The 19,697-nt window shown below is 67.1% G+C and carries 17 protein-coding genes and 1 pseudogene; 12 read left to right on the top strand and 6 right to left on the bottom strand.

From position 1 onward, the window contains the following. Positions 1–172 precede the first annotated feature (172 nt). Entirely contained in the window at positions 173–2,551 is a 2,379-nt protein-coding gene (locus tag Q4F19_RS01860; protein WP_303539435.1) for a bifunctional diguanylate cyclase/phosphodiesterase, read from the top strand. Between the two features lie 217 nt (positions 2,552–2,768). Here the strand turns inward: Q4F19_RS01860 and Q4F19_RS01855 are convergent, their stop codons facing one another. From Q4F19_RS01855 to Q4F19_RS01845, 3 genes are all read right to left on the bottom strand, one after another. Then, positions 2,769–3,428 (bottom strand): PEPxxWA-CTERM sorting domain-containing protein, encoded by a 660-nt coding sequence (locus Q4F19_RS01855; RefSeq protein WP_303539434.1) that lies wholly within the window; start codon positions 3,426–3,428, stop codon positions 2,769–2,771. Positions 3,429–3,960: 532 nt separating this feature from the next. Continuing rightward, complete coding sequence (locus Q4F19_RS01850) at positions 3,961–4,395, bottom strand: hypothetical protein (RefSeq protein WP_303539433.1); 435 nt, start codon at positions 4,393–4,395, stop codon at positions 3,961–3,963. Between the two features lie 68 nt (positions 4,396–4,463). Continuing rightward, positions 4,464–5,114: a carbonic anhydrase gene (locus Q4F19_RS01845; RefSeq protein ID WP_303539432.1), complete on the bottom strand. Its 651-nt coding sequence runs from the start codon at positions 5,112–5,114 to the stop codon at positions 4,464–4,466. 65 nt (positions 5,115–5,179) lie between these two features. Between Q4F19_RS01845 and lipA the strand changes: the two genes are divergently transcribed. Next, positions 5,180–6,106, top strand: a complete 927-nt coding sequence (gene lipA, locus Q4F19_RS01840; protein ID WP_303539431.1) for a lipoyl synthase — start codon at positions 5,180–5,182, stop codon at positions 6,104–6,106. A 133-nt stretch (positions 6,107–6,239) separates the two neighbouring features. Continuing rightward, positions 6,240–6,725: a type II toxin-antitoxin system RatA family toxin gene (locus tag Q4F19_RS01835; RefSeq protein ID WP_303539430.1), complete on the top strand. Its 486-nt coding sequence runs from the start codon at positions 6,240–6,242 to the stop codon at positions 6,723–6,725. On the opposite strand, the gene Q4F19_RS01830 is transcribed toward Q4F19_RS01835, so the two are convergent. From Q4F19_RS01830 to Q4F19_RS01820, 3 genes are read right to left on the bottom strand one after another with little or no spacing between them, the layout of a single operon-like run. Then, entirely contained in the window at positions 6,662–7,189 is a 528-nt protein-coding gene (locus Q4F19_RS01830) for a CinA family protein (protein WP_303539429.1), read from the bottom strand. The genes Q4F19_RS01835 and Q4F19_RS01830 overlap by 64 nt on opposite strands. Next, positions 7,186–7,716 (bottom strand): hypothetical protein, encoded by a 531-nt coding sequence (locus Q4F19_RS01825; protein WP_303539428.1) that lies wholly within the window; start codon positions 7,714–7,716, stop codon positions 7,186–7,188. Before Q4F19_RS01825 ends, Q4F19_RS01830 begins: the two co-directional genes overlap by 4 nt. Further along, entirely contained in the window at positions 7,713–8,867 is a 1,155-nt protein-coding gene (locus Q4F19_RS01820; RefSeq protein ID WP_303539427.1) for a bifunctional 2-C-methyl-D-erythritol 4-phosphate cytidylyltransferase/2-C-methyl-D-erythritol 2,4-cyclodiphosphate synthase, read from the bottom strand. The genes Q4F19_RS01825 and Q4F19_RS01820 overlap by 4 nt, the downstream gene beginning before the upstream one ends. A gap of 127 nt (positions 8,868–8,994) precedes the next feature. On the opposite strand from Q4F19_RS01820, the gene dusB reads away from it, so the two are divergent. The 9 genes and pseudogenes from dusB (at position 8,995) to Q4F19_RS21370 (ending at position 19,697) form a co-directional block, all read left to right on the top strand. Continuing rightward, entirely contained in the window at positions 8,995–9,993 is a 999-nt protein-coding gene (gene dusB / locus Q4F19_RS01815) for a tRNA dihydrouridine synthase DusB (RefSeq protein ID WP_303539426.1), read from the top strand. Beyond that, entirely contained in the window at positions 9,975–11,084 is a 1,110-nt protein-coding gene (locus Q4F19_RS01810; protein ID WP_303539937.1) for a two-component system sensor histidine kinase NtrB, read from the top strand. Before dusB ends, Q4F19_RS01810 begins: the two co-directional genes overlap by 19 nt. Beyond that, positions 11,081–12,526, top strand: a complete 1,446-nt coding sequence (gene ntrC, locus Q4F19_RS01805; RefSeq protein ID WP_303539425.1) for a nitrogen regulation protein NR(I) — start codon at positions 11,081–11,083, stop codon at positions 12,524–12,526. Before Q4F19_RS01810 ends, ntrC begins: the two co-directional genes overlap by 4 nt. 83 nt (positions 12,527–12,609) lie before the next feature. Further along, positions 12,610–14,853 (top strand): sensor histidine kinase, encoded by a 2,244-nt coding sequence (locus Q4F19_RS01800; protein ID WP_303539424.1) that lies wholly within the window; start codon positions 12,610–12,612, stop codon positions 14,851–14,853. A 26-nt stretch (positions 14,854–14,879) separates the two neighbouring features. Then, positions 14,880–16,265 carry a nitrogen assimilation response regulator NtrX gene (ntrX, locus tag Q4F19_RS01795; protein WP_303539423.1) on the top strand — a complete coding sequence of 462 codons (1,386 nt, stop codon included), beginning with the start codon at positions 14,880–14,882 and terminating at the stop codon, positions 16,263–16,265. A gap of 128 nt (positions 16,266–16,393) precedes the next feature. Beyond that, positions 16,394–16,873 carry an RNA chaperone Hfq gene (gene hfq, locus Q4F19_RS01790; RefSeq protein WP_303539422.1) on the top strand — a complete coding sequence of 160 codons (480 nt, stop codon included), beginning with the start codon at positions 16,394–16,396 and terminating at the stop codon, positions 16,871–16,873. 166 nt (positions 16,874–17,039) lie between these two features. Further along, complete coding sequence (gene hflX / locus Q4F19_RS01785) at positions 17,040–18,371, top strand: GTPase HflX (protein ID WP_303539421.1); 1,332 nt, start codon at positions 17,040–17,042, stop codon at positions 18,369–18,371. Further along, a pseudogene (locus Q4F19_RS01780) lies at positions 18,332–19,417 on the top strand (NF038122 family metalloprotease); the annotation flags it as partial. The gene hflX and the pseudogene Q4F19_RS01780, both read left to right, overlap by 40 nt. After that, the gene (locus tag Q4F19_RS21370; protein WP_341850154.1) at positions 19,353–19,697 is read left to right on the top strand and encodes a PEPxxWA-CTERM sorting domain-containing protein; all 345 of its coding nucleotides are present in this window, start codon (positions 19,353–19,355) and stop codon (positions 19,695–19,697) included. The pseudogene Q4F19_RS01780 and the gene Q4F19_RS21370, both read left to right, overlap by 65 nt.

Here is a 19,697-nt window from a genome sequence, read left to right as displayed (position 1 = left end):
CCGGCAACCATCCAATAGCATTGTCGCCTTCGCGAAGGTGTCGCACTCTTAACCGCAGTTTATCGGGCAAAGGCAGGCATTTAGACCAAAGTCTAATAGCCTTTGGAAGTGTTTCGGAAAGTATTCGCCGCTAGTCCGGCCGGGTATCACATCTTCATTTGGCAGGTAAGTCGTGACCGCTCTCGTCCGCAATCTCGCAAGTCATCACGACGCCACGCTGGTGACGATCGCGATCCTCGTTTGTCTGTTCGGGGGATACACGCTGTTCGCGATCGCCGATCATTCCTCGCGCGTGCCCGCCAATCGACGCGTCTTGTGGCTGGGCATGGGCGCGGTGGCCGGCGGGGTCACGATCTGGGCGACGCACTTCATCGCGATGCTGGCCTATCGCAACGGCATGCCCGTCGCATATTCGGCCAAGCTGACGGCGGTTTCGGTCGTCGTCGCGATTGCGGGGACGATGCTGTCGGTGCTGATCGGCCGAACGATGGTCATCGCCTGGGCCAAGCCCGCGGCAGGACTCGCGCTGGGGGCGACGATCTCGACGATGCACTTTATCGGCATGAGTGCGATGTCGACCGCGTCTCCCATGCAATATGATCACCGGATCGTTGCGTGGAGCATCGTCCTCGGAACGCTTTTGACCACGCTGGCGATCGCGGCGTTCGGCTTCCTGCGCCGCCCGGTCGCCCGCTATCTGTCCGCGACGCTGCTGTTCACGGCCGGCGTCGGGACCATCCACTTCGGATCGATGGCGGCGATGCAGATGCACGATCACGCCGGCCCGGCCGTCAGCCAGAGCGTCCCGTCGCTGCTCGCCATCGCCATCACCTTCGGCGTGATCGTCGTCATCGGCATCGCTTTGGGCGGTGCGCGGATCGCCGCGCACGACATGCGGCGCGATGCCGACGAGAGCGAGCGCATGCGCAGCCTTGCCAATCTCTCGCTCGAGGGGCTGATCGTCCTCGACGAGGCGGGGATCGTCATCGATGCGAACAAGCGGATCGATCGCTTCCTCGGCCGTCCGGTTATCGGCCTGCACATCCAGGAGATCCTGCCCAACGTCCATCCGGCGATGTTCACCGACGATCTGCGGAGCGAGCCGGTCGAAAGCGAGCTGCCCCGCGCCGATGGCTCGCGCCTCCCCGTGGAGGTGCTCGTGCACCGGACGACGCATCTCCGGCGCGCCGCACTCGTCGTCGTCGTGCGCGACCTGAGCGAGCGCGTCGAGGCGCAACGCCGCGTCCTGCACGTGGCGCGACATGATCCGCTGACGGGCCTACCCAATCGTCTTCTGTTCATGGAGCGGCTGGAAAGCGCTGTCGCGCGGACGGCGCGGACGCATGGCAAGACTGCCCTGCTCTATATCGATCTCGACGGGTTCAAATCGGTCAACGACGTATTCGGCCATACCAAGGGCGATCAGGTTCTGATCGGCACCGCGTCCCTGATCGAGACGACGCTGCGGTCCGGCGACACGCTGGCGCGGCTCGGCGGCGATGAATTCGCGATCGTGCAAAGCGACGGTGACCAGCCCGAGGCCGCCGAGCGACTTGCGCGCCGGATCATCACCGAGATCGAGCGCGGCTATGGCAATGGCCGGGGCGACGTGTCGCTGGGTGCCAGCATCGGCATCGCGATCGCGCCCGACGATTCTAGTGAACCGGCGGTGCTTGTGCGGCATGCCGATATCGCGCTCTACAAGGCGAAAGAAGCCGGCCGCGGCACCTATCGCTTCTTCGAAAGCGCGATGGACGAGGCGCTGCAGGAGCGGCATTCGATCGAGGCGGACATGCGCAATGCGCTGGCGGCCGGCGAGATCTTCCTCGTCTATCAGCCGCAGATGAATGCCGACACGGGCGAGATCACCGGGTTCGAGGCGCTGGTGCGCTGGAACCATCCCGAGCGCGGCATCATCCCGCCCGACGCCTTCATCCCGGTGGCGGAGCAGAGCGGCTTCATCGTGCCCTTGGGCGCGTGGATCCTGCGCGAAGCCTGCCGCGAGGCGGCGTCATGGGCGCGGCCGCTCAATATCGCGGTCAACCTCTCGCCGGTCCAGTTCCAGCAGGGCGCGCTCAGGAAGCGCGTCGAGACGACGCTGATCGATACCGGGCTCGCGCCCGAACGGCTCGAACTCGAAATTACCGAGACCGCACTGCTGCGCGATCGGGATGCGACGATCGCGACGCTGAACGAGCTCAAGAGCATGGGCATCCGCATCGCCATGGACGATTTCGGAACCGGCTATTCGTCGCTTTCCAACCTGCAAAGCTTTCCGTTCGACAAGATCAAGGTCGATCGCAGCTTCGTCTCGACGATCGAGGAAGACGAAAAGGCCGCGTCTATCGTCAAGGCCGTGATCAGCCTCGGCCACAGCCTGTCGCTGCCGATCGTCGCCGAAGGTGTCGAAAGTGCCGAACAGCTGGCGATGCTTCGCGTGGAGCGGTGCACCGAGATCCAGGGCTATCTGATCGGGCGCCCGCTGCCGATCTCGGCCTTCCGCCACCTCATCGACAGCGACGCATCCGAGGCAGGCAGCGTCGCCGCCTGAAGCACCGTACTTAGGTTGGTCGTCTGTACCGGTCGATGCTCTCGACTCTGTTCGAGGCGGCGATGTGCGGTCGAACGCTGTCGACCTTGGTCGAGACTACGCGGTCGCCGTCAAACGCAAACCCGACGGATCGGACGGCGAGGGGCGTCATCGCGTCCCTGTTGCGGGGACGAATGGCAGGACGCCGCCGATCACCGATCGACGGCGTCTCGCCCCATCATTGATATGCGAAGCCGAGGTTGCTCCTGCGGCGCCGCATCGCTGCGCCCAACAGGCCGAAACCGCCGACCATCATTGCCCAGCTGGCCGGTTCGGGAACGCTGGTTTCGGCGAGAAAGACACGATCAAGCGCCACGTCCTTCGCGGTGTAGGCGCTTGCCGTGAAGGTGAACATGAAGTTGCCCGTGCTTCCCGTCGTGAACGTATGGCTGTCGCTCGCCAGCAGCCATGTCGTCGCCGGCTGGCTGCCGAGCGAGAAGCTCGTGAACGGCATGCCATCCAGCGTGGCCGTGAAAACGGCGGGGTTGGGATTGGCGTAGCCGTTAGCCGGCAGATAATAATCGAAGCCGAACGTATAGCTGGTGTTCGCCGCCAGCGTGACCGACTGCGAGATTCTCTGCATGCCGACGTCGGACGAGAGATACAGGAAATGCGTGCCGACCGGGTCGAGGCCCGGGTTCAGGGCATTGTTGTCGAGCGGTACGGCCTCGCCGAAGGCTCCGGTCGGATAGCCGCTGGCCTGACCATATTCGATCACGACCGGGGCGGAATAACCGAGCTGGTCCTCGCTATCGACAGTCGGCACCCAGCCCTCGAACCCGCTTTCGAAGCTGCCGTTCGTCAACAGGTTCGTCGCAGCGAACGCGGGACTGGCCAAGGCAACGGACGCCAAGAGCAATGCAAACCTACGCATAAAACTCCCCCTCCACTCCCCGCTTAGGTGCGGGGCTAACAATATGTACACCATTTTCGGGAGGGGAAAAAGATGATCCGGGCGACCGCAAGGTCCTAATAGGTCTAGGAAAAATTCCTGCATTTGCGCGGAATCCATAGCACCTACCGGACTGGTCGAATTCGACGGCCGCAGAATATTATCGCAAGATCTGGGTGACTGAAGCGGATCGGTAAGACACTTCGATCCCCGAGTCGCTGCCGGAAATGCCGGGCGTGTCTCGTGTTGTTCGCAGGATAGCCATGCGGCGCTGCACGCGACCTCTGGCTGATCTTCACGCGCTATCGAAAAGAACATGGCCTTGGATGTCGGCGCAGCCAAAAAATCTGCGTATAGTCCGGCGCGATATGCGAGAGGGTCGTGCCGAACCAGTCGAGGCACCGTCCTTCCTGCGGCAGAACAGGACGGGCCGTCGACAGGCTAGGGCAAGCGTAGGGAAGATTAAGCCCTTATCGGCTCAATAATAATCGGAAACGTTGGGCGGCGGCAGCTTGCAGGCGCGCTGGTGGCCCTTCTTGCATTCCTGGACCTGAACCCGCCAAACCGACATCGCATCGGCATAAGCGCGCTGCTGGCGCATGTAGCGCGCATCGGTGCGATCGACGGCGCGGTCATGCTGGACGAGCGCGTCGAGATAGGCCTGACGATCGACATCGTACTGCGCCTGATCGGCGGTGCTCGCCGAGGCCGTATTGGCCGCAGCGGCGCCGGACTGGCCGTTGAGATTGGCGGTGACCGGCGCTTCCTGCGCATTGACCGCGTCGGCGCGCGGCGTCGGCTTGTCATAGCCGCGATCGTACGGGAGTTCTTTGGTCGGCGCGGCGGTCTGGCTCAGCGCCGGCGACAGCATCGCCACGCCGGCCAGAGCGGCCAGCATCAATTTGGTACGCATCGTCACTCTCCGGATCGTTCTAGAGGCTGGCGAAACGTCGCTCCGGTTAGCCTGTTCCGGAAACGCGATCAGGTGGCGACGGGTGCGAACACGCCCGACGCCTCGTCCAGCAGGTGCAGCTTGCCGTCCGCGATCGCGAAATAGGCGCCGCGCAGCGTCAGCGTGCCGGCCGCCTCGCGCTCGGGCACGCAGGGGAAGGAGCGCAGATTGGCGAGGCTGACCTTCACCGACTCCAGCTCCAGCGCATGCACCGCTTCATCGCCCTCGCCATGCTCGGCCACGATCCGGTCGCGCGCGTCGTCGAGCAGATCCACCCAATGCGCGATGAAGCCACCTTCGCCCGGCGCCTTGCCGACGAACGCCTGGCTCATCGCCGCCTTCACGCCGCCGCACGCGCCGTGACCCATCACGACGATCTCGGGGACTTCCAGCTGGTTGAGCGCGAATTCCAGCGCGGCCGAGACGCCGTGGCGGCCATTGTCGCGCTCGAACGGCGGCACGAGATTGGCGACGTTGCGGACGACGAACATCTCGCCCGGCGCGGTATCGAAGATCACGGTAGGATCGACGCGGCTGTCCGAGCAGGCGATGATCATCACCTTCGGGCTCTGCCCCTCGGCCAGTTCGGACCAGCGCGCGCGCTCGCTGGCCCAGTCGCCCGATCGGAAGCGGCGATAGCCCTGGAGGAGGCGGTCGAAATCATTGGGTTCGTCGCTCATGACGATCTCGTAGAACGCACCGGGGAGGGGTGGCAAGCGCGGGCATCCGACGCTATCTGGGGGGCATGAACGAACCGCTCCCGATCCTCCGCCCGGAACGCGCCCGCAAGCCCGACTGGATCCGGGTCAAAGCCCCGACCAGCCTGGCCTTCAACGAGACGCGGGCGATGATGCGCCGGCTCAATCTCAACACGGTCTGCGAAGAGGCGGCCTGCCCCAATATTGGCGAGTGCTGGACGAAGAAGCACGCGACGGTGATGATCCTGGGCGACGTCTGCACGCGCGCCTGCGCGTTCTGCAACGTCAAGACGGGGATGCCGCGCGCGGTGGATCCGCTGGAGCCGCAGCACGTTGCCGATGCCGCGGGCGAGCTCGGGCTCGAGCATATCGTCATCACCTCGGTCGATCGCGACGACCTCAAGGACGGCGGCGCGTCGCAGTTCGTCAAGGTGATCGAGGCGATCCGCAAGGCCGCGCCGCTGACGACGATCGAGATCCTGACGCCTGATTTCCGCAACAAGGCCGAGGCTGCGGTCGAGGCGATCGTCGCCGCGCGGCCCGACGTCTATAATCACAATCTCGAGACGGTGCCGCGCCTCTATCCGACGATCCGTCCGGGCGCGCGTTATTATGCGTCGCTGCGCCTGCTGGAGAGCGTCAAGAAGCTCGATCCGTCGATCTTCACCAAATCGGGCGTGATGACGGGGCTCGGCGAGGAGCGGCTGGAGGTCCATCAGGTGATGGACGACATGCGCTCGGCAGGCATCGATTTCCTGACGATGGGCCAATATCTGCAGCCGACGCCGAAGCATGCCAAGGTGATGGAGTTCACGACGCCCAAGCAGTTCGAGGCCTATGCCGCGATCGCGCGCGCAAAGGGCTTCCTGCTCGTCGCGGCGAGCCCGCTGACGCGCTCCTCTTATCATGCGGGCGACGATTTCGCGCGGATGAAGGCCGCGCGCGACGCGCAGCTGGCGAGGGTGATCATCTAATGTTCCTCCCCGAAACGGGGAGGGGGACCATCCGAAGGATGGTGGAGGGGGCTCTCCATCAGCGCTACGCCTCGCCGGACGCCCCCTACACCGCCTGCGGCGGTCCCCCTCCCCGTGCCGGGGAGGAATAAGTTTGCCCAAGCACTCCGAAACGCGCGCGCTGCCTTACTCGCCCGAGCAGATGTTCGATCTGGTGGCCGATGTCGGCCATTATGCCGAGTTCCTGCCCTGGGTGGTCGGCGTGCGGATGAAATCGAACAGCGAGACCGAGATGGTCGCCGACCTGCTCGTCGGCTTCAAGGCGCTGCGCGAGAAATTCACCTCGCGCGTCACGAAGGAGCGGCCGAACCGGATCCGCGTCGATTATGTCGACGGGCCGCTCGCCTACCTGACCAACGACTGGACCTTCCGCCCGGACGGGAAGGGCGGCTGCCTCGTCGATTTCACCGTCGATTTCGCGTTCAAGAGCCGGATCTTCGAGGCGCTGGCGGGGCAGGTGTTCGATCGCGCGCTGCGCAAGATGATCGGCGCGTTCGAGGAGCGCGCCGCCGTCCTCTACGCGCCGGCCTCCGATAGTCCGTCCGGCAGCAGCAGTTCGAGCGCGCACAGCGCCGCCTGAAGGCGGATGCCCGAACGGCCGAGATCGCCGAACGCGCGCTGATCGGCCTTGCCCTTCTCCGGATTCTCGCCGCGGATGCAGCGCGCGAAGACGACCGTGCCGACCGGCTTGCGCTCGCTGCCGCCGGTCGGGCCGGCGATGCCCGTGATCGAGACGGCGAGATCCGCGCCGGTCTTCTCGACCGCGCCGTTCGCCATCGCCCAGGCGGTGGCGAGGCTGACCGCGCCGAACGTCTCGATCACGTCCTGCGCGACCGCGAGCAGGTTCATCTTGGCTTCGTCGGCATAGGTGACGATGCCCGCCACGAATACGTCCGACGAGCCCGGTATCTCGGTCAGCGCGGCGCTGACGAGCCCGCCCGTGCAGCTCTCGGCGACCGCGATCCGGCGCCCCGCGGCCCGATTGCCGTCGATCACGCGCTGGGCGAGATCCGTCAGTTCGGCCGGGAGAATCGAGTCGGTCAAGGCCGCATCTCCGGCCGACAGATATGAAGCACGCCTGCTATCCCCTTGTCTTTCTTGTCGGCCAGCGTGATCGCGACGACCGCGAGCCGCCCGACGTTGCGGCCGGGCAGCGCGGCTGCGGCCGATATGGCGCTGTCGACCGCGAGGCAATCCGTCGTGCTGATCCGCTTCGCCAGCAGGCTGCCCAGCAAAGGCTCGGCCAGCTGGCGGACCAGATCGCCGTTCATCTCGGCGGGCATTTCCTGGCCGAGGAACTGGGTGAAGATGCCGGCGATCGCCGCGCGCGCGGTCGGCCAGGCGGCGGCGGCGTCGGGACGATAGCGATCGGCGAGCGCGGTGCTGTTCGCCATCAGATAGGAAGCGCGCGGGAGTTCCGGCCCGCAGCGCTGCGCGAGCCCCCCGACGAGCGAGGGCAGGGCGAAGGTGACGAGCGCCGCCGCCTGATCCTGAGGAATGCAGCGCAGCGCCTGCGCGGATGCGGAGGCGGGCAAAGCGAGCGCCGCCAGAGCGAGGGCGAGGCGCTTCATGCGTCGCTCTCCGGGACGCGCACGGTCGCCACCGCCTGCGCGGCGATGCCTTCGCGGCGGCCAGTGAAACCCAGTCTTTCGGTCGTGGTCGCTTTCACGCTGACCTTTCCTTCCTCGATGCCGAGCAGTTCGGCGATACGCGAACGCATCAAAGGGCGATGCGGCCCGATCTTGGGCTCCTCGCAGATAATCGTGAGATCGACATGATCGATGCGGCCGCCCGCCGCGACGATGAGGTGGCGCGCATGATCGAGGAAGCGCCACGACGCGGCACCGCGCCATTGCGGGTCGGACGGCGGAAAGTGCGTGCCGATATCGCCCGCGCCGACCGTGCCGAGCAGCGCATCGGTCAAGGCGTGGAGCGCCACATCGGCATCGCTGTGCCCCGCAAGCCCGCGCGTGTGCGGGATCTCGATCCCGCCGAGCCACACACTGGTCCCGGTATCGAAAGCGTGGACGTCGAAGCCGAGCCCGGTCCGCGAGACGAGCGACCGTGCCAGTCGTTGCTCGGCGGCTGCGAAATCGGACGGGTAGGTAAGCTTTTCGAGCAAGGCGGATCCTTCGACGATCGCGACGGCATGGCCGGCGGCACGGAGCATCTGCGCATCGTCGCTCGCATCGCGATCCGCCGGCCAGGCGGCGTGCGCGGCGCGGATCGCATCGAGGCGGAAGGCCTGCGGCGTCTGGACGCGGCGCAAGGCCTCGCGCGCGACCACCTCGCCGAGGGTCTCGTCGACGCGGACGATCGTATCGGCGACCGGCAGCACCGGCACCGCGCCGGCATGGCCATCGAGCGCGGCGAGCAGCCGATCGATCACCTCGCCGGGGACGAACGGCCGCGCGGCATCGTGGATGAGGACGCGGCTGCCGCCGATCGCGGCGAGCCCGTTCGCCACCGATTCCCGCCGGGTCGCCCCGCCGATCACGGGTGCGGGCAGAGCGCGGCTGCCGATCGCCTCGGCATACGCCTCCTGCTGGCCAGGTCCGATCACGATCTGCACCGCATCGATCGCGGGGTGCGCCTGCAAAGCGTCGATGGCATGCGCCAGCACGCTCTTGCCGGCGATCTTCCGATATTGCTTGGGCATGCCCGCGCCTGAGCGCGTGCCTTGGCCGGCGGCGACGATCAAAGCGGTCGTGAACTGCGCCATCGCGCGGCCCCTATCGCGCGCCGCGCCGAAAGAGAATGGCCGATCGCAGGATGGCTGCCACGCCCGCGGGCGCCGATGCGATCAGTTGCCGCTTTTTTAGGCAGCCAAAATGGTGCAGGAGCGAATCGTGTCTCGTCTCGCTCCCATCCAGATCGGCAAGGTCCGCATCGAAACGCCCGTGATCCTGGCGCCGATGACCGGCGTCTCGGATCTGCCGTTCCGTCGCATCGTCCGCAGCTTCGGCTCGGGCCTCAACGTCACCGAGATGATCGCCAGCCAGGCGGCGATCCGCGAGACGCGCCAGTCGCTGCAGAAGGCGATGTGGGATGCGATCGAGGAGCCCGTCTCGATGCAGCTCGTCGGCTGCACGCCTTATGAGATGGGCGAGGCGGCCAAGCTCTCCGCCGACAAGGGCGCGGCGATCATCGACATCAACATGGGCTGTCCGGTGCGCAAGGTCGTCAACGGCGATGCGGGCTCGGCGCTAATGCGCGTGCCCGAGCTTGCGCGATCGATCATCGAGGCCTGCGTGAAGGCGGTCGACGTGCCGGTCACGCTCAAGATGCGGATGGGCTGGGATCATCAGAGCCTCAATGCGCCCGAATTCGCGCGCATGGCCGAGGATCTCGGCATCCAGATGATCACCGTCCACGGTCGCACGCGCTGCCAGATGTACAAGGGCGAGGCGGACTGGGCGTTCATCCGCACGGTCAAGGATGCGGTGAAGGTCCCCGTCATCGTCAACGGCGACATCTGCTCGATCGAGGATGCCGACAAGGCGCTCGAGCTGTCCGGCGCGGACGGGCTGATGATCGGCCGCGGCAGCTATGGCCGCCCCTGGCTGCTGTCGCAGGTGATGCGCTGGCTCGAAACCGGCGAGCGCCGCCCCGATCCGTCGCTCGACCAGCAATATCAGGTGATCGTCGGCCATTACCAGGCGATGCTCGACGTCTATGGCGGCGAGGTCGGCGTCAACATGGCCCGCAAGCATCTCGGCTGGTACACGAAGGGGCTCAGCGGGTCGGCCGAGTTCCGCAACCGCGTCAACCAGATCCCCGATGCCGCAGTCGTGCTCGCTATGCTCGCCGAATTCTATGCGCCGTGGGCGTGTCGCGCGGCGGCCTGAGCACGGTGTTCGGTCGGCCTCCGGTCGATCGCCGCAAACCCGCGCCTTCGGACGAACTGCTCGCCGCATTGCCGACGCCCCTGTTCGCGATCGACGCGGACGGGGTGATCCACGAGCTGAACAATGCCGCCGAATCCTTGCTCAACCTCTCGCGCGCCGCGATCGTCGGCATGACGATCTTCGAGGTGATGGGGCATACGCTCAATTCGCTGCCCAACGAGACGATGGTCACGGCTTATGATCAGGAGATCGTCCTGCCCGGCGGCCGCGCGCAGCAGGCTGATCTCCTCGTCTCGCCCTGGCCCGAGCGGGCGGGCTGGCGCGTCATCACGCTTCATCTGCATCCCGCCGCCGGGCCGATCGCGCGGCGGAGCGCGCGCGAGGGCGGCAGCCGCACCGCGGCGGGGGCGGCGGCGATGCTCGCGCACGAGATCAAGAATCCGCTCTCGGGCATACGCGGCGCGGCGCAGTTGCTGGAGACGGGCGCGGACGACGATGCCCGGCCGTTGACCCGACTGATCCGCGAAGAGGTCGATCGCGTCGCCGCGCTGATCGATCGGATGGAGAATTTCACCGATACCCGTCCGCTCGATTGCGGGCCGCAGAATATCCACGCGATCCTCGAACATGCGCGCGCCGTGGCCGTGCAGGGCATGCCGACCACGATCCATGTGCGCGAGATCTACGATCCGTCGCTGCCGGCGGTGCTCGGCCATCGCGATTCGCTCGTCCAGATCCTCATCAATCTCATCAAGAACGCAGCCGAAGCGCTTGGACCTTTGGGGGGAACGATCACGCTGACGACCGCCTATCGCCACGGCATCCGCATGCTGACCGATCATGGCTATGGCCGCCGCGAGCTGCCGATCGAGGTCTGCGTCGTCGATGACGGACCCGGGCCGCCGGCCGATATCGCCGAGCATCTGTTCGATCCGTTCGTCACCTCGAAGCCGACCGGGCGCGGCCTCGGCCTCGCGCTCGTCCAAAAGCTGATCGTCGATCAGGGCGGGATGGTCGAATATGCGCGCGAAGGGCGGCCGGAGCGGACCGTGTTCCGGCTGCTGCTGCCGCGCGCGGAGCGGACGCGGTGACGCCGACGCGCTCGGGGCGCATCCTCGTCACCGACGACGACGCTGCGATCCGCACCGTCGTGCGCGAAGCGCTGCGTCGCGCGGGCCATGTCGTCGAGGTGGCGGGCAGCCTCGCCGAGCAGCGCCGCGCCTTCGCGCATTTCCGCCCCGACGTGCTCGTCACCGACGTAGTCCTGCCCGACGGCAACGGCCTCGATGCGGTCGGCGATCTGCGGACGAGCCAGCCGGGACTGCCGGTCATCGTATTGTCGGCGCAGAATACCTTCACCACCGCCTTGCGCGCCAACGAACAGGGGGCGTTCGACTATCTCCCCAAGCCCTTCGATCTCGGCGAGCTGACGCGCACCGTCGCCGATGCGCTGCGCTCGACCCAGTCGGGCGAGGATCCGGTCGAGGAGGAACCCGGCGAGGAATTGCCGCTGATCGGCCGCTCGCCGGCGATGCAGGAGGTCTATCGGACGATCGCACGCGTCGTCTCGAACGATTTGACCGTGCTCGTGCTCGGTGAATCCGGCACCGGCAAGGAACTGGTCGCGCGCGCGATCCACGATTTCGGGGCGCGCAAGGCGGCGCCGTTCGTGCCGGTCAACATGGCCGCGATCCCGCGCGAGCTGATCGAGAGCGAATTGTTCGGGCATGAGCGCGGCGCGTTCACCGGCGCGGCCCAGCGCAACGCCGGCCGTTTCGAACAGGCGCAGGGCGGAACATTGTTCCTCGACGAGATCGGCGACATGCCGCTGGAGGCGCAGACCCGGCTGCTGCGCGTGCTCCAGTCTGGCGAGTTCACGCCGGTCGGGTCGGCGCGCGCGATCCGCGCCGACGTCCGGATCATCTCGGCGACGCATCAGGATCTGCCCCGGCTGACCGCCGACGGCGGCTTTCGCGAGGATCTTTATTACCGGCTGAACGTCGTGCCCGTGCGCCTGCCGCCGCTGCGCGAGCGGGGCGGGGACGTGGCGTTGCTCGCGCGCTATTTCCTCGATCGCGCCGCCGCCAACGGCCTGCCGCGCAAGTCGCTCGACGAGGCGGCGGCGTTGCGGCTGGAGAAGCATGGCTGGCCGGGCAACGTCCGCGAGCTCGAGAATCTCATGCGCCGTCTCGCCGCGCTCAGCCGCGATCCGGTGATCGGCGCGGCGCTCGTCGAGCAGCAGCTGGTGCACGGGCAGGGGGGCGGCACGATCGTTCCCGAGGCGAGCAGCCTCGGCGAGGCGATCGAGCATCATCTCGCCCGCCACCTCGCGAGCTATGGCACCGACCTGCCGCCGGACGGCCTCTATGATCGCCTGCTCGCCGAGGTCGAGCGGCCTTTGTTCCGGCTCGCGCTGGCGGCGGTGCGGGGAAATCAGCTGAAGGCGGCCAAGCTGCTGGGGCTCAATCGCAATACGCTGCGCAAGAAGCTCACCGAGCTCGGCGTCGGCCCGGTTGTGCGCAAGGCCGACTAGGCGCAGGCAAGTGTGCGACGAACGGCAGGCCGCTGCGACCGGCTGTGTTTGCCCTGCCACGTCGCTGTGGTAATAAGGCCACTATGAAGGCATCCGCCCCGCAGCTCGGCCAGCGGTTCGGCACACGGGCACCCCGATGGCGACGGCGGCTCGCTCTGTGGGTGCGCGGACCCCAGGCCGCCTTGGTCTATGAGCTTGGCACGCTGGCGCTGACGATCGCGATGATGGCGGTCGCCTATGCCACGCTCAATCATGCCGGATCGCCGCAGCGGTTGCTGACGCCCGTGCTCGTCGCCTTCCTGCTCGTCGGCACGCTCGTCCCGGCGATGGGGCTGCTCGTGCTGATCGCTCGGCGCATCGCGCGCGCGCGCGCCGAGCGTTCTTCGCTCGGGGGACGCGGCCAGCTCCATGTCCGCCTCGTCGCGCTCTTCTCGGCGATCGCGGCGCTGCCGACCCTGCTCGTCGTGCTCTTCGCCTCCTTGCTGTTTCAATATGGCGTGCAATTCTGGTTCGCGGATCGCACGCGCGTTGTCCTCCAGAATGCCGACAAGGTCGCGCAGACCTATGTGAAGGAGCATCGCGACCGGCTCGCCACCGAGAATACCGCAATGGCGGGGGATATCCTGCGCGCGCTCAACGAAGCCGATGCCGACGATCCGCGCTGGGACAGCTACTTCGCCAGCCAGGTCTTCTATCGCTCGCTCGATCAGGCGGCGATGATCCGGATCGCGAAGGACAAGAGCGAGCAGCTCATCTGGGGCGCGAATCTCGACAAGCGGGCGCTGGAGAAGCGCCTGCCGCCCGCGATCCTCGCCAGCCTGCGCGACGGCCAGCCCCATACGCGCGTTCTACCGGACCGGCTGGAATCGGTGCTGCAGTTCGACAAGAATACGGGCACCTATTTGTGGATATCGCGATATGCCGATCCGCTGGTGCTGGCGCAGGCGGGACGCGCCAATTCGGCCATCAACGATTATTCCAGCCTGCTCGATCGCTCGCGCACGCTCCAGTTCCGCTTCAACCTGGCTTTGTTCGCGGGATCGCTGCTGATCGTGGCGATCGCGATCTGGGTGGCGCTGGCCGTCGCCGACCGACTCGTCCGCCCGATCGGCGAGCTGGTCGGCGCGGCGCGGCGCGTCGCCGGCGGCGATCTGAGCGCGCGCGTCGCCTCGAACGCCAAGCATGACGAGGTCGGTACGCTCGCCGCCGCCTTCAACCGGATGACGCGCCGCCTGCAGGAGCAGACCGGCGCGCTCGAAAATCGCCGTGCGTTGACCGAGGCGGTGCTGTCCGGGGTCTCGGCGGGCGTGATCGCGGTCGATGCCAACGGCATCGTCACGATCATCAATCCCTCGGCGAGCGCGATGCTCGGCGGCGAACAGCCAAGCGCGATCGGCGCGCGGCTCGACGATATCGCACCCGAGCTCGCGGCCCTGCTGGCCTCCGGGCAGCGCGAAGCCGTGATCCAGCTGGCCGCCGGGACCGAGCCGCGGACGCTGGCGGTGACCGCCGGCCGTGCCGGCGCCGCGCCCAACTCGCCGCACGTGCTCACCTTCGACGACATCACGCAGCAGCTCTCGGACCAGCGCCGCGCCGCCTGGGCGGATGTCGCGCGGCGCATCGCGCACGAGATCAAGAATCCGCTGACCCCGATCCAGCTCGCCGCCGAGCGGCTCCAGCGGCGCTATGGCAAGGATATCGTCGACGATAGCGGCACGTTCAGCCGGCTCGTCTCCACGATCGTCCGCCAGGTCGGTGATATCCGGCGGATGATCGATGAGTTCTCGGCCTTCGCGCGCATGCCCAAGCCGAGCTTCGCCGAGGAGCCCGTCGTCGATGTCGCCCGCGAGACCTTGCTCCTCGCCGAGGTCGCGCATCCCAATATCGAGATCATGCTGGATGCGCCGTATCCCGGCCCGTCGATCGTCTGCGACCGCCGCCAGCTGGGCCAGGCGCTGACCAATATCGTCAAGAACGGGATCGAGGCGATCGAGGCGCGCTTCGGCGACGAGCCCGGCGGACAATTGTGGCTCGCGATCGGCTTCGACAAGGACCGCCTCGCGCTAACCGTGTCGGACAATGGCGTCGGCCTGCCCGCCGAGCGCGAACGGCTGACCGAACCTTATATGACGACGCGCGCCAAGGGCACGGGCCTCGGCCTCGCGATCGTCGAGAAGATCGTCGAGGATCATCTGGGGCAGATGAGCTTCGCCGACCGCGAAGGCGGGGGCGCCGTCGTGCGTCTCTGCTTCGATCCCGCGGCGCTCGCGCCGCTCGCCGGCGGCGAGGGGGCTCCGCCGGCCGAGCGTTCGCTTGCCGCCGAATGACATATTCATCTGGAGCGACCTGAAGCATGGCCCTCGATATTCTGGTCGTAGACGACGAAGCCGACATTCGTGAGCTCGTGGCGGGCGTGCTCGAGGACGAAGGCTATACGACGCGCACCGCCGCCAACGCCGATGCGGCGCTCGCCGCCATCGCCGAGCGTCGCCCGAGCCTCGCCCTGCTCGATGTCTGGCTGCACGGTTCGCGGCTCGACGGGCTGGAGCTGCTCGCCGAGATCAAGCGGCGCGATCCGACGCTGCCGGTGATCGTCGTCTCCGGACATGGCAATCTCGACACCGCCGTCGCCGCGGTCCGCCAGGGCGCGATCGATTTCATCGAGAAGCCGTTCGAGAGCGAGCGCCTGCTCCACCTCGTCGCGCGTGCGACCGAGACGGATCGCCTGCGCCGCGAAAATGCCTCGCTGAAGGAGCGGTTCGGCGAGGAGACCGAACTGACCGGAACGTCTGGCGCGATCAACGCGGTCCGCGCGACCTTGAAGCGCGTCGCCGCGACGGGCAGCCGCGTGCTGATCACCGGGCCGGCGGGAGTCGGCAAGGAGGTCGCGGCGCGGCTTCTCCATGACTGGAGCACGCGTGCGACCGGCTCGTTCATCGTCGTCGCCGCCGCGCGGATGACGCCAGACCGCGTCGAGGAAGAATTGTTCGGGGTGGAGGAGGGGGGCGAACTCGTCCGCCCGGGCCTGCTCGAAGCCGCGCACGGCGGGACATTGTTCCTGGACGAGATCGCCGACATGCCGCTTACGACGCAGGCGCGGATCCTGCGCGTGCTGACCGATCAGAGCTTCAGCCGCGTCGGCGGCACCAGAATCGTCAAGGTCGATGTCCGCGTCGTCTCGGCGACGGCGCGCGATCTGGCCGACGAGATCGCCGCCGGGCGCTTCCGCGAGGATCTCTATTACCGGCTCAACGTCGTACCGGTCCACCTGTCGCCGCTCGGCGAACGCCGCGAGGACGTGCCGCCGCTCGCGGAGCGCTTCGTCGCGCGTTTCGCCGCCGAGCGCCGCGTTGCGACGCCGGTGCTCGGCGCCGAGGCGCTCGCCGCGCTCCAGGCCTATGATTGGCCGGGCAATGTCCGCCAGCTGCGCAACGTCATCGAGCGCACGATCATCCTCGCGCCGGGCGATCGGCTTGCGACGATCGACGCGGACATGCTCCCGCCGGAAGTCACGAGCGACCAGAGCGAGCTCGTCTCGGGTGGTGCGTCCAAATCGATCATGGGCACGCCGCTGCGCGAAGCGCGCGAGACGTTCGAGCGTGAATATCTCCGCGTCCAGATCCGGCGTTTTTCAGGAAATATCAGCCGCACCGCAACATTCATCGGCATGGAGCGATCGGCGCTGCATCGCAAGCTCAAGACGCTGGGCCTCGCCGATCCGCGCAGCGAAGAGGAGTAAGCCGTCATCTTCGCTTGTGCTGCGCTGCAAAATCCATACATTCGTCGCAGCCCCGCAACCGGCGGGACACATGACGCCCATGAAGGGCGCCTCGCGGGCCACGACCCGCCAAGACCGGAGAACCGGACATGGCCGATAAGGTCAATCTTCAGGACGTCTTCCTGAACACGTTGCGCAAATCGAAGACGCCGGTGACGATGTTCCTGGTGAAGGGCGTCAAGCTCCAGGGGATCATCACCTGGTTCGACAATTTCTCGGTGCTGCTCCGTCGCGACGGGCAGAGCCAGCTCATCTACAAGCACGCCATCTCCACGGTGATGCCCGCGCATCCGATCGATCTCGCCGATATCGAGAAGGTGCTCGAGGACAAGAAGTCCCAGCTTTTGCAGGAGATCTTCCTGGCCGCCGTCCGCAAGTCGGGCGATCCGGTGACGATGTTCCTCGTCAACGGCGTCATGCTCCAGGGCGAGATCGCCGCCTATGATCTGTTCTGCATGATGCTCCGCCGCGACGGCATGAGCCAGCTCGTCTACAAGCATGCCATCTCGACCGTGCAGCCGATGCGACCGCTCAACCTGATGGCGGGCGAGGAAGACGGCGAGGATTGATACTGGTCGGCAGAGTCGGCGCTGTTTCTATCCCCCGTTCGTTTCGAGCGCAGATCGAGCCTGTCGAGATCGTAGTCGAGAAGTCGGTGCGGGCGTTCTCGACGGGCGCTTCTCGACTACGCTCGAAGCTGCTCGAACCGAACGGGATAGTGGACGTTATGACTCTATGAGCGGCTTCCAGCGTGAAACGGTCGACGAGGTGACGCGCGGCGCGCGCGCCGTGATCGCCTTGCCCGAGCGCAGCGACGTGCTGCGCGACACCGAAGCGCGGCTCGACGAGGCCGCCGGCCTCGCCGCCGCGATCGGGCTCGACGTGGTCGATCGCCTGTCCTTCCGCGTCCGCCAGCCCAAGCCCGCGACCCTGTTCGGATCGGGCCAGGTCGAGCAGATCGCAACCGCCGCGCGCATGGCCGAGGCGGAACTGGTCGTCGTCGATGCGATGCTGACCCCCGTCCAGCAGCAGAATCTGGAAAAGGCCTGCGAGGCCAAGGTCATCGACCGGACCGGCCTGATCCTCGAAATCTTCGGCGAGCGCGCCGCAACCGCGGAAGGGCGGCTGCAGGTCGAGCTCGCGCATCTCGATTATCAGGCGGGCCGGCTCGTCCGCTCGTGGACCCATCTCGAGCGGCAGCGCGGCGGCTTCGGCTTCCTCGGCGGCCCCGGCGAGACGCAGATCGAGGCGGATCGCCGCCTGATCCGCGATCGCATGGCTAAGCTCCGCCGCGAGCTGGAGCAGGTCAAGAAGACGCGCGGCCTCCACCGCGCCCGCCGCGAGCGCGCGCCATGGCCGGTCGTGGCGCTCGTCGGCTACACCAATGCCGGCAAGTCGACGCTCTTCAACCGGCTGACCGGCGCCGACGTGATGGCCGAAAACCTGCTGTTCGCGACGCTCGATCCGACGATGCGCCAGATCGCGCTGCCCGGGCTCGACAAAGTGATCCTTTCCGACACGGTCGGCTTCGTCTCCGATCTGCCGACGCAGCTCGTCGCCGCCTTCCGCGCCACGCTGGAGGAGGTCACCGCCGCCGATCTGATCCTCCACGTCCGCGACATCGCGCATCCCGACAGCGAGGCGCAGCGCGGCGACGTGCTCGCGGTGCTCGGCGAGATCGGCGTCGGCCCCAATGCCGAACGCGGCGATCTGGACGCGCTGCCCGCGCCGATCCTCGAGATCTGGAACAAGCTCGACATGCTGGACGGCGAGGACAAGGAGCGGCTGATGGCGGAGGCCGAGCGACGCGACGATGTCGCGGCGATCTCGGCGCTGACGGGGGAGGGGCTGGAGAGCCTGCTCCGCACCGTCGCCGATCGCCTGCTCGCGGGCGCCGAGGTCCATCATCTGACCGTCTCGCTCGCGGACGGCGCGGCCTTGGCGTGGCTGCACGAGCATGGCGAGGTACTCCAGCAGACGGTCGATGCCGAGACGATGGCGCTCGATGTCCGCCTGTCGCCGTCCGAATGGGATCGCTTCCAGGTGCGCGCCGCGGCGGGCCGCTGAGCCCGAGCGAGGGCCGGAACGGCTTGACCGGCCGCGCGGACTGTCGCACTTTTGTTTCTGGGACGTATCCTTCTTTCGGGGCACGTCGCAGGGTGGGGTGTAACGTGGCTTTAGCGATCCGGAAGGCCTGCGCGGCGCTCGCGCTGGGCATTGTGCTGGCGGCGGGCAGTCCTGCGGCCGCGTTGAGCTTCAATCTGATCGATACGGGCGGGGCGGGGGTCGGCAGCCAGGCGCGCGCGGGCTTCGATGCGGCGGCAAGCTTCTGGTCCTCGGTGCTGACCAACGATGTCACGGTCAATCTCGACATCGGCTTCCAGTCGCTCGGCGCGGGCATCCTCGGCTCGACCTCGAGCAACCGCGCGATCATCTCGATGTCGCAGGGCTATCATGCGCTAGCGGCGACCCAGACGAGCACGCTTGATGCGCTCGCGGTGGCCGGGCTCCAGCCTCTGTCGGCGAGCACCGTCGCGGTTCCGGGCGGGACGGGCGCGGTCGTCGCCACCGCCAATGCGCTCAATGCGGGCGGCAACGGCTATGTCGACGGCGCGACGCGGATCGACAATGACGGCGGCATCAACAATTCGACGCTCGCCATGTCGCGCGCCAATGCCAAGGCGCTCGGGCTGACCGTCGATGCCCTCGGCACGCCGATCGCATCCGGTGCGATCGACGGCAGCATCACGTTCAGCAGCGGATTCGCCTTCGATTTCAATCCGGTCGATGGCGTCGATCCGATCGCCTATGATTTCATCGGCGTCGCCATCCATGAGATCGGCCATGCGCTCGGCTTCCTGAGCGGGGTCGACAGCTATGATGCGCGCACGTCGCCTAACGGCCCCGGCAGCGGCTCGCTGGAGGATCTGGTGACGATGGGGACGCTCGATCTGTTCCGTTACAGCGCACCCGGGGTGCTCGATTGGTCGACGAGCGACGCGCCCAAATTCTTCTCGCTCGACGGCGGCCAGACGCAATTGTTCGGCAATGCGCCATTCTCGCTCGGCGCGTATAATGGCGACACGCACCAGGCATCGCACTGGCTGGAAAGTGCCGCAGGCCAGCCGCAGCTCGGCATCCTCGATCCGACGTCCGGCCTCGGCCAGGTGCAGCGAGATCAGCGCGCTCGATCTCGCTGCGCTCGATGCGATCGGCTGGAACGTGGATTTCAGCGTGCTCGACGATCCCGCCTATCGCGTCTCGACCGCGCAGCTGGCGGCGCAGGCGGCCGACGTGCCCGAGCCGGCGAGCTGGGCGCTGATGATCCTCGGCTTCGGCGCGGCCGGCTGCGTGATGCGGCGACGCCGGGCAGGGGAGCGGGCGCCCGGCTGA

It is taken from the genome of Sphingomonas natans, from assembly GCF_030546695.1.
Lineage (GTDB): Bacteria > Pseudomonadota > Alphaproteobacteria > Sphingomonadales > Sphingomonadaceae > Sphingomonas_I > Sphingomonas_I natans.
The sequence above is the reverse complement of the archived record's forward strand: the minus strand, read 5'-3'. Positions and strand labels throughout refer to the sequence as shown.

Coding starts and splice junctions, on each gene's coding strand:
- Q4F19_RS01800 (WP_303539424.1), top strand. CDS start 12,610: ATGAAGGCATCCGCCCCGCAGCTCGGCCAGCGGTTCGGCACACGGGCA.
- lipA (WP_303539431.1), top strand. CDS start 5,180: ATGAACGAACCGCTCCCGATCCTCCGCCCGGAACGCGCCCGCAAGCCC.
- Q4F19_RS01820 (WP_303539427.1), bottom strand. CDS start 8,867: ATGGCGCAGTTCACGACCGCTTTGATCGTCGCCGCCGGCCAAGGCACG.
- Q4F19_RS21370 (WP_341850154.1), top strand. CDS start 19,353: ATGCGCCATTCTCGCTCGGCGCGTATAATGGCGACACGCACCAGGCAT.
- hflX (WP_303539421.1), top strand. CDS start 17,040: ATGAGCGGCTTCCAGCGTGAAACGGTCGACGAGGTGACGCGCGGCGCG.
- Q4F19_RS01845 (WP_303539432.1), bottom strand. CDS start 5,114: ATGAGCGACGAACCCAATGATTTCGACCGCCTCCTCCAGGGCTATCGC.
- hfq (WP_303539422.1), top strand. CDS start 16,394: ATGGCCGATAAGGTCAATCTTCAGGACGTCTTCCTGAACACGTTGCGC.
- Q4F19_RS01850 (WP_303539433.1), bottom strand. CDS start 4,395: ATGCGTACCAAATTGATGCTGGCCGCTCTGGCCGGCGTGGCGATGCTG.
- ntrX (WP_303539423.1), top strand. CDS start 14,880: ATGGCCCTCGATATTCTGGTCGTAGACGACGAAGCCGACATTCGTGAG.
- Q4F19_RS01825 (WP_303539428.1), bottom strand. CDS start 7,716: ATGAAGCGCCTCGCCCTCGCTCTGGCGGCGCTCGCTTTGCCCGCCTCC.